Source organism: Nocardia gipuzkoensis, from assembly GCF_021183645.1.
Taxonomy (GTDB): Bacteria; Actinomycetota; Actinomycetes; order Mycobacteriales; family Mycobacteriaceae; genus Nocardia; species Nocardia abscessus.
Genome location: NZ_CP089225.1, coordinates 4,837,394 through 4,849,452 on the forward strand (window position 1 = coordinate 4,837,394; position 12,059 = coordinate 4,849,452).

At 68.8% G+C, this 12,059-nt stretch carries 11 protein-coding genes; 6 read left to right on the plus strand and 5 right to left on the minus strand.

Features of this window, described 5'->3' with window-relative positions; all coding sequences use genetic code 11:
* Positions 1–112 precede the first annotated feature (112 nt).
* The 5 genes from LTT66_RS21955 to LTT66_RS21975 all read left to right on the plus strand — a co-directional run bounded on the left by LTT66_RS21955 (position 113) and on the right by LTT66_RS21975 (position 6,050).
* Positions 113–1,477, plus strand: a complete 1,365-nt coding sequence (locus tag LTT66_RS21955; protein WP_233060386.1) for a glutamine synthetase family protein — start codon at positions 113–115, stop codon at positions 1,475–1,477.
* Complete coding sequence (locus tag LTT66_RS21960; protein ID WP_233060387.1) at positions 1,458–2,204, plus strand: gamma-glutamyl-gamma-aminobutyrate hydrolase family protein; 747 nt, start codon at positions 1,458–1,460, stop codon at positions 2,202–2,204. Before LTT66_RS21955 ends, LTT66_RS21960 begins: the two co-directional genes overlap by 20 nt.
* Positions 2,201–3,562: an aldehyde dehydrogenase family protein gene (locus LTT66_RS21965; protein WP_233060388.1), complete on the plus strand. Its 1,362-nt coding sequence runs from the start codon at positions 2,201–2,203 to the stop codon at positions 3,560–3,562. The genes LTT66_RS21960 and LTT66_RS21965 overlap by 4 nt, the downstream gene beginning before the upstream one ends.
* Positions 3,559–4,353 (plus strand): 3-oxoacyl-ACP reductase, encoded by a 795-nt coding sequence (locus LTT66_RS21970; protein WP_425296364.1) that lies wholly within the window; start codon positions 3,559–3,561, stop codon positions 4,351–4,353. The genes LTT66_RS21965 and LTT66_RS21970 overlap by 4 nt, the downstream gene beginning before the upstream one ends.
* A gap of 419 nt (positions 4,354–4,772) precedes the next feature.
* The gene (locus LTT66_RS21975) at positions 4,773–6,050 is read left to right on the plus strand and encodes an MFS transporter (RefSeq protein WP_233069349.1); all 1,278 of its coding nucleotides are present in this window, start codon (positions 4,773–4,775) and stop codon (positions 6,048–6,050) included.
* A 10-nt stretch (positions 6,051–6,060) separates the two neighbouring features.
* On the opposite strand, the gene LTT66_RS21980 is transcribed toward LTT66_RS21975, so the two are convergent.
* From LTT66_RS21980 to LTT66_RS21995, 4 genes are all read right to left on the minus strand, one after another.
* The gene (locus LTT66_RS21980) at positions 6,061–6,765 is read right to left on the minus strand and encodes a hypothetical protein (RefSeq protein ID WP_233060390.1); all 705 of its coding nucleotides are present in this window, start codon (positions 6,763–6,765) and stop codon (positions 6,061–6,063) included.
* Between the two features lie 200 nt (positions 6,766–6,965).
* Positions 6,966–9,488: a tetratricopeptide repeat protein gene (locus LTT66_RS21985; protein ID WP_233060392.1), complete on the minus strand. Its 2,523-nt coding sequence runs from the start codon at positions 9,486–9,488 to the stop codon at positions 6,966–6,968.
* A 130-nt stretch (positions 9,489–9,618) separates the two neighbouring features.
* A complete protein-coding gene (locus LTT66_RS21990; protein WP_233060393.1) occupies positions 9,619–9,993 on the minus strand; it encodes a hypothetical protein in 375 nt (124 codons plus the stop codon).
* 85 nt (positions 9,994–10,078) lie between these two features.
* Positions 10,079–10,648, minus strand: coding sequence for a TetR/AcrR family transcriptional regulator (locus LTT66_RS21995; protein ID WP_233060394.1), 570 nt, complete (start codon positions 10,646–10,648; stop codon positions 10,079–10,081).
* Positions 10,649–10,748: 100 nt separating this feature from the next.
* Here LTT66_RS21995 and LTT66_RS22000 point away from each other — a divergent pair, with 100 nt between their 5' ends.
* Complete coding sequence (locus LTT66_RS22000; RefSeq protein ID WP_233060396.1) at positions 10,749–11,186, plus strand: DoxX family protein; 438 nt, start codon at positions 10,749–10,751, stop codon at positions 11,184–11,186.
* 61 nt (positions 11,187–11,247) lie between these two features.
* Here the strand turns inward: LTT66_RS22000 and LTT66_RS22005 are convergent, their stop codons facing one another.
* Entirely contained in the window at positions 11,248–12,051 is an 804-nt protein-coding gene (locus LTT66_RS22005) for an SDR family oxidoreductase (RefSeq protein WP_233060397.1), read from the minus strand.
* Positions 12,052–12,059 lie beyond the last annotated feature (8 nt).

Here is a 12,059-nt window from a genome sequence, read left to right on the forward strand (position 1 = left end):
GGGGCAGCTGATCCCGCACCCTCGCGCGGGCGCCCGGAAGTTCGTGTGTCCCGTCACGAACCTGTCCGTTTTGCTCTAGCGTGAGCACGGTTGGTGCCGAGAGGGGTCGTGGATGCGTAGCGGGATGCTGAGTGTGGCGCAATTGCGGGACCGGGTCGACACGGGTGAGATCGATACGGTGCTGGTCGCCATGACCGACATGCAGGGCCGTCTGCAAGGGAAACGCTGCGCGGCACGATATTTCCTGGACGAGGTGGTCGAGCACGCCACCGAGGCGTGCGGATACCTGCTGGCGGTGGACGTGGACATGGCGACCGTCGACGGATACGCTCTGTCCTCCTGGGCGACCGGGTACGGAGACCTCGTGCTGCGGCCGGATCTGCGCACGTTGCGGACCGTGCCGTGGTGGCCGGGCACGGCGCTGGTGCTGTGCGACGTCGAGCACGTGGTGCCGCAGCGGCGGGCGGTGCCGGTCTCGCCGCGGCAGGTGCTGCGCAAACAGCTCGACCGGCTGGCCGAGCGCGGTCTGCGCGCGTTCGTGGGGACCGAACTCGAGTTCCTGGTGTTCGACGACAGCTACGAGGCGGCCTGGAACGCCGGATATCGGGGGCTGACCCCGGCCAACCAGTACAACGTCGACTACTCGATGCTCGGCACCGGGCGGATCGAGCCGTTGCTGCGCCGCATCCGCAAGGAGATGGACGGCGCGGGGATGTACGTCGAGTCGGCCAAAGGCGAGTGCAACCCCGGTCAGCACGAGATCGCGTTCCGGTACGACGAAGCCCTGATCACCTGCGACAACCACAGCATCTACAAGACCGGCGCGAAGGAGATCGCGGCCCAGGAGGGGCGCAGTCTCACGTTCATGGCGAAATACAATGAGCGCGAAGGCAATTCGTGCCACATCCACCTGAGTTTGCGTAGCGACGCGGGCGAGCCGGTGTTCGCGGGTGAGGGAGCGGACGGCATGTCGGCGCTCATGCGGCACTTCATCGCGGGCCAGCTGGACTGCCTGCGCGAGTTCACCTATCTACTGGCGCCGAACATCAACTCCTACAAGCGATTCGTCGCGGGCAGCTTCGCGCCGACCGCGATCGCCTGGGGCCGGGACAACCGGACCTGTGCCATCCGCGTGGTCGGTGAGGATCATTCGCTGCGCTTCGAGAACCGAGTGCCCGGTGGTGACGTGAACCCTTACCTCGCCGTAGCCGCGCTGATCGCGGCGGGGCTGCACGGGATCGATCGGGCGCTGCCGCTGGAGCCGGAATTCCACGGCGACGCCTACCGCTCCGAGCGTCCTCGGGTGCCGCATACGCTGCGGGAAGCGGCCCAGCTGTTCGCGGGCAGCACGGTGGCCCGCGCGGCCTTCGGTGATGATGTAGTGGAGCACTACCGCAACGCGGCGCGGGTCGAGCTGGACGCCTACGACGCCGTGGTCACCGACTGGGAGCGTATCCGTGGTTTCGAACGACTCTGAGGTCGCGGGAGCCCGTCCCGTGATCGGCCTGCCCACCTATGTGGAGCAGACCCGCTTCAACGCCTGGGACCTGCCGTGCGCGGTCCTGCCGCACGGCTACGTCGACATGGTGGCGGCCGCGGGCGGCATCCCGGTGTTGCTGCCGCCCGCGGGCGTCGCGCGTCCCGAGCTGGTGCGGCGGCTCGACGGGCTGGTGCTGACCGGCGGCGCGGACATCGATCCCGCGCGTTACGGCGGCCCTTCGGCCGGGGTACCCGGCTACACCAGGCCGGACCGCGACGAATCGGAATTCGGTCTGTTCGAGCTGGCCAGGGCGGCGGGCCTGCCGATCTTCGCGGTGTGCCGCGGACTTCAGCTGGCGAACGTGGCCCTCGGCGGGACGTTGATCCCGCATCTGCCCGACGTCGTCGGGCACGAGGAGCACTCCGGCGTCGAGGGCGGATTCAGCGCCACCCGGGTGCTGACGATCGCGGGCAGCCGGGTCGCGCGACTGGCCGGTCCGGAGGTGAAGGTGCACTGCCACCATCACCAGGCCATCGATCGGCTCGCCGAGATCCTGACCGCCACCGCGTACGCCGCCGACGGCACCATCGAGGCCGCGGAGTCGGTCGACGGTTCGTTCCTGGTCGGTGTGCAATGGCATCCGGAGGCCGACGCCGCCGATCGCCGGCTGATCGCGGCACTGGTCGAGGCGGCGGACACCTATCGAAGGGAGCGGAACTCGTGACGACAGCGCAGGTGGTCAACCCGGCGACCGAACAGGTGGTCACGACCGTCGAGCTCGTCGGAGCAGCGGAGACCGACGCGGCCATCGCCCGCGCGCAGCGTGCCTACCACGAGTGGCGCGAGGTGGCGCCGGGTGATCGGGCCCGGTTGCTGCGCCGGTTCGCCGATGCGGTCGACGCGGATCTGGAGCACCTCGCCCGGCTCGAGGTCGCCAACGCCGGGCACACCATCGGCAACGCGCGGTGGGAGGCGGGCAACGTCCGCGACGTCCTGCATTACGCGGCCGGCATGCCCGAGCGGCTGCTGGGCAACCAGATCCCGGTCGCGGGCGGGGTCGACATCACCTTCCACGAACCGCTCGGCGTGGTCGGGGTGATCGTGCCGTGGAACTTCCCGATGCCGATCGCGGCGTGGGGCTTCGCACCGGCGCTCGCCGCGGGCAACACGGTGGTGCTCAAGCCCGCCGAGGTCACGCCCCTGACCGCTCTGCGGCTCGGAGAGCTCGCCCTCGCGGCGGGCCTGCCCGAGGGCGTGTTCCAGGTATTGCCCGGCAAGGGTTCGGTGGTGGGGCAGCGCTTCGTCACCCACCCGGGAGTGCGCAAGGTGGTGTTCACCGGTTCCACCGAGGTGGGCACGCAGATCATGGCGGGCTGCGCGCGCCAGGTGAAGCGGGTGACGCTGGAACTGGGCGGCAAGAGCGCGAACATCGTGTTCGCCGACGCCGACCTGGAGCAGGCTGCGGCCACCGCGCCCTACGGCGTCTTCGACAACGCCGGGCAGGACTGCTGTGCCCGCTCGCGGATCTTGGTGCAGCGCAGCGTATTCGATCGGTTCCTCGAACTGCTCGAGCCCGCGGTGCACGGCGTGCGAGTCGGTGACCCGTCCGACGAATCCACCGAGATGGGTCCGCTCATCTCCGCCGCGCACCGGGAGCGCGTCGCCGAGTTCGTGCAGCCGTCGACGAAAGTGGCGTTCACCGGCAGCGCGCCCGATGGACCGGGCTTCTGGTACCCGCCGACGGTGGTGCTGCCCGACGCCCCCACCGAGCGGGTCCTCACCGAGGAGGTGTTCGGTCCGGTGGTCGCGGTGCTGCCGTTCGACGACGAGGCCGACGCGCTGCGCATCGCCAACGACACGAATTACGGTCTGTCCGGCTCGATCTGGACCAGGGACGTCGGCCGGGCGCTGCGCGTGGCCCGCGGCGTGGAGGCGGGCAACCTGTCGGTGAACTCGCATTCCTCGGTGCGGTATTGGACGCCGTTCGGCGGTTTCAAGCAGTCCGGGCTGGGGCGTGAACTCGGACCGGACGCCGCGCTCGCCTTCACCGAGACCAAGAACGTCTTCCTCGCCACCCAGTGACACCACCACATCCGACAGGAGATACGTTGCAGCGCTTACAGGATCGGGTCGCCGTGGTCACCGGCGGCGGGAGCGGAATCGGCCTGGCCACGGTCCGTCGTTTCGCGGCGGAGGGGGCCAAGGTGGTGGTCGCGGACATCGACGCCGGGACCGGCGAGGCGGCCGCCAAGGAGGTCGGCGGGCGCTACGTGCAGGTGGACGTCACCGACGAAGCCCAGGTGGAGGCGCTGTTCCAGACCGCGGTCGACACTTGGGGCGGGTTGGACATCGCGTTCAACAACGCGGGCATCTCACCGCCGGAGGATGATTCGATCCTGACCACCGGCATCGATGCCTGGCGGCGTGTGCAGGAGGTCAATTTGACCTCGGTGTACCTGTGCAGCAAGTACGCCATCGGGCACATGCTCGAGCGCGGCAAGGGCTCGGTGATCAACACCGCCTCGTTCGTCGCGGTGATGGGGGCGGCGACCTCGCAGATCTCCTACACCGCCTCCAAGGGCGGCGTCCTGGCGATGAGCCGGGAACTCGGAGTGCAATTCGCCCGCAACGGCATCCGGGTGAACGCGTTGTGCCCCGGCCCGGTGAACACGCCGCTGCTGCGGGAACTGTTCGCCAAGGACCCGGAACGCGCCGCACGGCGCTTGGTGCACGTTCCGCTCGGCCGCTTCGCCGAACCGGAGGAGATCGCCGCCGCCGTCGCGTTCCTCGCCAGCGACGATTCCTCGTTCATCACCGCGTCGCAGTTCCTGGTCGACGGTGGCATCGCGGGCGCGTACGTGACGCCGCTGTAGACAGGGCCTATTTCGGCGCTCCCGGCCAACCGCCGCTCTCGACGCACACCATGATTCCGGACCGCGGCCCGGTATCACCAGGCTCGGGCGGGATCGGCCGAGGGGTTCGTCGCGCCACGAATCCCGGCAATACCTGGCTGGATTCGCTCGCGGCGGCGGTAGTCGTCGCCGAATAGTGTGACCGGCTTCACAATTGGCGAGTAGTCGCAGGTCAGGTCGGACGTATCCGCGCGTCCCCGGGCCGGGGACTGTTTGCTGGGCGGGAATTCCGGGTACCGGTCTGTTTCGTGCCACACCTGCGGTTGTCGGGATCGCCAGGTGGATCGAATCGAGGTCCGGGACGGGCTGGAGAGGACGTGCACGTGACCGACCGGACTTCGGAGAGTTTCCCGCTGCGGCGTTCCGTGGCGGCCTCCGCCATGGGCAACGCGACCGAATGGTTCGACTACGGCGTCTACGCCGCCACCGCGACGTATCTCACCGACGCCTTCTTCCCCGGGGAACTGGGCACGCTCGGCACCATGCTCGGCTTCGCCATCTCGTTCGTCCTGCGGCCGCTCGGCGGCATGGTGTGGGGACCGCTCGGTGACCGCGTCGGCCGTAAAGCCGTGCTGGCCACCACGATTCTGCTGATGGCCGCCGCGACCGGCGCCATCGGCCTGCTGCCCACCCACGCGTCGGTCGGTGTCCTCGCCCCGATCCTGCTCATCCTGTTGCGCGTGGTGCAGGGCTTCTCCACCGGGGGCGAATACGGCGGAGCCGCGACGTATCTGGCCGAGTGCGCCACCGACCGCAAGCGCGGTTTCCTCGGCAGCTTCCTGGAATTCGGCACGCTCGCGGGCTTCGTCGGCGGCTCCGCGACCGTGCTGGCCTGCCAGCTCGCGCTCGGTTCGGACACCATGCACGACTGGGGTTGGCGCATCCCGTTCCTGATCGCCATCCCGCTCGGCCTGACCGGCTGGTACCTGCGCGCCAGGCTGGAGGAGAGCCCGGTGTTCACCGAAGTCGCCGAGCACAAGCGTCCGCCCGGCGGCCTGCGCGAGGTGCTGACCACCTACCGGCGCGAGACCCTCACGCTGGCCGGACTGGTGGTCGCGCTCAACGTGGTGAACTACACGCTGCTGACCTACCAGCCCACCTATCTGCAGAACACCATCGGTATGGGTGAGTCGGCAACCACCGCGATGATGCTGGTCGGTCAGCTGGTGATGATGCTGGTGCTGCCGTTCTTCGGCCGGCTGTCCGACAGTGTCGGCCGCCGCCCGATGTGGTTGTTCTCGCTGATCGGCCTCACCGTGCTCGCCGTGCCGATGTACTGGCTGATGGGCCAGGGCACGGCGTGGGCCATCTTCGGCTTCGTCGTGCTCGGACTGCTGTACGTGCCGCAGCTGTCCACCATCAGCTCCACGTTCCCCGCCATCTTCCCGACCCATGTCCGCTACGCGGGCTTCGCGCTGGCCTACAACGTCTCCACCGCGGTCTTCGGCGGCACCGCCCCGCTGATCAACGAGGCCGTCATCGAGGCAACCGGCTGGGCCCTGTTCCCCGCCTTCTACATGGTCGGCGCGTCGCTGATCGGCCTGGTCGCTTGGAACTACCTGCGCGAAACCGCCGGGACCTCACTGCGCGGCACCGAGGTCCCCGACGCGGGCGACCCCACCCCCGAACCGGACCTTCCCGCCCAGCCCGCGTTCTGAACCGGAAGCGTCAGTCGGTGGCGGACCAGATGGTCACCGAGGCGGTGTAGGCGTCGACGGCGGTGTTGAGGGAGATCCCGGTGATGAAGGCGGTGCGGCCTGCCGCGGTTCTGACGCAGTAGGCGCTGTTCTCGGCGACCGGCAGGGTTTCGGCGCCTTGGGTGGCGATGAGGTCGGAGCACTGTTGCCGGGTCGGCTCGGCTGGGGTGGTCCACAGGGCGACGGTGGGCTTGGTCGTGAAGAAGCCGCCGCCGAGTCCGTAAAGGGTCGCCTCGGAGAATCCGCCGGAGGACTTGCGGTCGTAGCTGACCCAAGTGCTGGCGCCACTGTTGCTGGACAGCACGCGGGGTGGGACGGAGTCGAGGTCGAGGTAGGTCAGGTTGATCGTGCCGGACCAGCGGACGTCGTTCGTCGAAGCGGTTGCCGATGTGGTCGGGGTCGCCGATCTGGATGACGAGGGCGCATGGTCGGTCGCGGCGACCGTGGGGGGCGTCTGCTGAGTCGAGGGCGAGCTTTTGTCGGCGGAGTCCTCGTCGGTCCACGCGTCGAAGGTCTTCTCCACCGCCAGTACCAGCAACCCGACAATGAGCGGGATAAGGAGTGTCGTGCGAAGTACGGCTGCGTGGCGGCGGATCCAACTCTCCCGCTGTGGGGCATCTTCCTGCCGCGGCTGTTCCGGCTCCCGCTCGTCCTCGGTGGGCTCGTTGTCCCCCATGAAGAAATCTGCCTCCTGTGGCTGTTCGATTCCGAACGCCTGACCGCCCGACGTTCAGGCGAGTGGACAGTGCCGCCGATCATGTTCGTGCGCCGATTTTCAAATGTCAATCGCGGCAACGCCTTCGGTGTGCGCACACGCGGATATGCGCGCGAGCCGCCGTGACCGGCCGCGCAGGGTGCCCGGCGGACCCGTTCACTTCATCGGACGCCGCCCGCCAGGTCGGCGAGGCGCTCGTACATCAGGGCCAGATCGCGTTGATAGCCGAGGTTGGAGGGCGCCGATCGGACCAGATGGTCGGCGATGGCCAGGCCCCGGCGAAAGTGCTGGGCAGCGGCAGTGCGATCGCCGGTGTCGCGGGCAAGGCCGCCCTGTTTGTCGTAGCAGGAGAGGAGGTCGTGGTGATAGCCGAGGTTGCCGGGATCCGCGACCGCCAGTTCCTCGGCGATGTCGGCCGAGCGGTGGTACCAGTCGTGCGCCGCGTAGTTGTCCCCGCGCGAACGCGCCAGCGTGCCGAGGCGGTCGTAGGTGATGGAGAGGTCGCGGCGGTAGGAGAGGTTCGAAGGCTCGGCCTCCACCAGCGCGAGATCGATGTCCAGAGCGTTGTGGTAGGCGCGCTCGGCTCCGGCGAAATCGTTTCGCGCACGGGCGGTGTCGCCCAGCTTGTGGTAGCAGAACGAGAGATCCCTGCTGAAGGAACGGTTGTCCGGCGCGGCCTCCACCAGACTCGTGGCGATCGCCGTGGCGTGCTCGAACAGCCTTGTCGCCTCGTCGGAGTCGCCCTGGGCGATTGCTACTTTGCCGAGGGCGTTGTAGGCCAAGAGCAGGTCGCGTCGATACCGCAGGTTCCCGGGATCGGCGGCGGTGAGTTCCTCCGACAGCACCAAGGCGCGACGGCAGTGCGTCGCCGCCGCATCGTGGTCGCCCTGATCGATCGCCAGCGAACCGAGTGCGTCGTGGACGATCAGCAGGTCGCGGCGGTACTGAAGGTTGCCGGGATCGGCGGCGGCCAGCTCCTCGGTGCAGTCCAGCGCACGTCGATAGAGCCGGGCCGCTTCGTCGAAGTCGCGCCACTCCCTGGCGATGTCGCCGAGCACATTGCAGGTGAGTACGAGGTCGCGACGGTACCGAGCATCGGTGGGGTGGGCGGCGAGGAGTTCCTCCGTGATGGCCAGGGCGCGGTGGTAGTGCCGGATCGCGTCGTGCGGGTCGCCGTGCGCGCGGATCACTCCGGCCAGACGGTCCACGCTGACCGAGAGGTCCCGCCGGAACCCCGGATTCGACGGTTCGGCCGAGACGAGCGCTTCGGTCAGCTCGACCGAACGCCGATACAGCCGGATGGCCTCCGCCAGATCGCCACCGCCTCGGGCCAGTTCGGCGAGTTTGTCGTAGCAGATCGACAGATCGCGACGGTACTGCAGGTTGTCCGGATCGGCATCGACCAGATCTCGGGTCACGGCGAGCGCGAGCTGGTGCAGCCGCGCCGCCTCGTCGACGTCCCCGGTGTCCCACGCGAGACTGCCCATCTTGTTGTAGGACACCGAAAGGTCCCGTCGATAGAGCGGATTGCCGGGCTCCGCGGCGGCGAGTTCCTCGGTGAGCAGGAGCGTGACTCGATAATGACGCGCGGCTTTGTCGGTCTCGCCCGTGGCATGAGCGAGGTCGCCTACCTTCTCGTTGACGACAGCGAGATCGCGGCGATACGAACGGTTCGCGGGCTCGGCCGCCGCGAGTTCCTCGACCAGGGCCAAGGCGCAGTGGTGCAGCCGGGTGGCCGCATCGACGTCTCCGGCTGTTCGTTCGAGATCGGCCAGTTTGCCGTAGGACACCGAAACATCACGGCGGTAGGCCGGGTTGTCCGGTTGCGCGGTGGCGATGCGTTCGCCGATCGCGACCGAGCGACGGTACAGGCGTCTGGCTTCGGCGGGCCCGCTCGCAACCGGGGAGGGCTCCCCGTCGGGCAACGATTCTTCGGTGGCTCGGCCGTCGAACCCGTCATCGAGGCCGAAGAGAAAAGCGTGGCGGTACAGTCCGCCCGCCGTCACCGCATCTCCCTCGGCGCGAGTGAGATCGGCTATCGCGATGTAGGACAGCGATAGTTCGCGTATGTTCTCCGCTTCGAGCCGGGAAGCCGCGGGTACCGCGCACAGGAGGAAACGGGCGATCGTGCCGAGAAGCGCGCCGGGCTCCGGAGGTTCCGAGCTGTTCGAGGGATTCGCCACGTATTCGACCATTCGGCGGTGATGTGCGGCGAGATAGTTCTCGGCAGTGGACCTGACGTGTTCGTCGTCCGCGCAGAGCCGGACGAGGGTTGCGAAACATCGCTCACGCTGCCGGGGCGAGGCGCTGTGCACGCTGTCGGCCAGCAATCGCACGCCCTCGTCGTCCTCCGCGCGCAGCGCCTGACCTACGAGCGAGTCACCGAGAGGGTTGAGATACCGGTCACCCGGACAGTGGGTATGCAGCCACTGGGCGACCGCCGTTCGGCCCGCGGCCGTGTCCGGTCCATTCCCGAGGACCACCGCCATCAGCCGGTCCGCCTCGGCGGCGTCGTCCGCGCCGAGCAGGGTCGCCAGCGCGATGGCGCGGCGCAGGTCGGCTTCGGACACTCCGTCCGGACCGGTTTCGTGCCAATCGCGAAGCGGATCACTCGGCCCCGAGGCCGCGGGGGAATGCTCGGTCGGGGCCGGTCCGGCGCCTTCGGTGAGCGGATCTTCGAACATGCCATCCCCCAATGGTTTTTGTGAGCAAGCCGACTCCGACGCTAACAGCAGGCGCCGACAAGTGGCGGCCTGCAACGAGCGGGATCGCACCGTCGGCGTTGCGGCGCGGGATGGCCGATCGCCCGACAGGTCAAGCGGAGCCGGGTGACGGTTCGTCGTCCTCCGGCCAGCCGTCCTCGATGATCAGGCGCCCGTCCTTCAGAGTCGTCGTGTACTGGTCGGCGATCAGATCGGCCGGGTAGGTCGGCCAGTAGGAGATCGCGCCGGTGGGCTTGTCGATGACGCAGACCGAACCGCCGACGACGACTCGCGGGCTGTCCGGGTCGGCCTGTGGCGGGCGGGGAAAGGCGGCGACGGCGACGAAGCAGGTGTCGAATTCCCTTATCAGATAGGTGATTCCGCGTTCGGCGTAATCGCCGTTGGTGAGGTGGTGGCCGACGATCCGGTGTGCCTCGGTCAGGTCCACCGGTGTGGTCGCCTCGGTCGGGTAGGCGTGGATGTCCATGTGTCGTGGCAGCCGTGGAGTGGCCGCCCGCTCCTTCCGGGTCTCTGGATAGCACGGCGGCGGCTCGGTGCAAGCCGGTTTCCGGTCAGTCCAACCGGATGGTGGACAACATCTTGCGGGCCAAGGCCTCGGGATCGGGATCGTCGGCCAGTGACGAATTATGCAGTGCCCCTTCGCGCCACAGCGAAGCGAAGCCGTGCACCAGCGACCATGCGGCGAGTTGCGTCGCCCGCTGACGGTCGCGGCTGCGGCCCGGTTCGATATCCGAGACCCCGGAGCGCAGCGCCGCCGCGGAACGATCCCGCGCGGCCCGCAATGTCGCGTCCTGCGCGTGCAACAGGTGGTGCCGGAACATCACGTCGAAGTGTCCGGGGTGCTCGCGCGCGAAGCGAATGTACGCCACCGCGACTTCGCGGAAATCCGCGCCGGCCCGCGCGAGCTGTTCGGCCAGCAGGTCGAAGCCCTCGGTGGCCAGGGCGGTGAGCAGACCGGCTCGATCACCGAAGTGATGGGCGGGCGCGGCGTGCGAGACGCCCGCGTGCCGGGCCAGGTTGCGCAGCGAGAGCGCGTCGACGCCGTCGGCGGCGATCCGCTCGGCGGCGGCGGTGAGCAGCGCCGCGCGGAGGTCTCCGTGGTGGTAGCTGTCCTTCGCCATCTCTCGATGGTGGCCGATTATCTAGACATTGACAAGTTCATGCGCCCGGTTCTAATCTTTCCACTGTCAAGATTTGCTCTTCGCTGCACAGGAGATCCCGATGGCACCGCTGGTTGTCCTCGCCGCCGTCACCGCACTCGCTCGCCTCATCGGCTGGCTGACCGGCAACGACTGGCTCGATTCGTGGGCGCACTCGACCGCACTCGGCCTGGCCGCGATGCTCGTCCTCACCGCGAGCGCGCACTTCCTCCAGCCGCGCCGCGACGCGCTGATCGCCATGGTGCCGCCGCGGCTGCCGAACGCCCCCGCCCTGGTGACGCTGACCGGCGTACTGGAACTGGCGGGCGCCGTCGGTGTGTTGATCCCGGCTACCGCCGACCTGGCCGCGGCTTGCCTGATCGCGCTGCTGGTGGCGCTGTTCCCCGCGAACGTCCGCGCCGCTCGCGCCGGCTTGGGCATCAAGACCATGCCCCTGCCGCTGCGGGCGCTGGTTCAGGTCCTCTTCATCGCCGCCTGCGTGGTCGTCATCGTCGGCTGAGTACGGCAAAAGGCCCGCTCACCCACCGTGTTCCGGTGCGTGAGCGGGCCTTCGGCGCTGTTCAGCCGGTGCGCAGCGCCTTGGCGACGGTGCGGCGCATGAACGGCCGCGCCAGATCCTCGGGCAGGTTCGCCCAGGCGAGGAAGAACCGCGTCAGCGGGTCGAGCGCGATGTGGTGGCGGCCGCGTTCCAGCCCGCGCACCGCCGCCTCGGCGACCCGCTCGGGTGACATCGGCTCGATCGACCCGGTGATCGCCTTGGTCTCCACCGGCTTTCGCCGGTTCTCCATGGCCAGGCCCGGGGTGTCGGTGTCGGCGGGATAGATCACCGTGACGTCCACGCCTTTGGGCTCGACCTCGTAGCGCAGGCACAACGCCAGCTGCCGGACGCTCGCCTTGGTCGGCCCGTAGGCGGTGTATCCGGTGATCCCGAGAAACGCCGCCGTCGAGCTGACCAGCAGGATCTTCCCTCGGGACCGCTCCACCATGCCGGGCAGCACCCGCCGCACCGCGTGCACCGCGCCGAGATAGTTCGCCGACATCTGCGTCTCGAACTCGCCCGCGTCCACCTCGAGGAAGCGGCCGGGCAGGGCGAGACCCGCGCAGCAGGCGATGACCTCGCACGGCCCGTTGCGCTGTTCCAATTCCGTGACGGCCGAGCCGAGCTGATCCGGGTCCGTCACGTCCGCGGCGGCCCAGTCGGTACCCAGCCGTTTCGCGGTGTCCCGCAGCGGTAGCTTGCGGCGGGCGATGATCGAGACCTGCGCGCCACGCCGCGCGAAAGCCCCCGCCACCGCTGCTCCGATCCCTTCCGAGCCACCGGTGACGATGACGTGCTTTCCGACCCAGTCGCTGACCCGTGCCATCGCGGCGA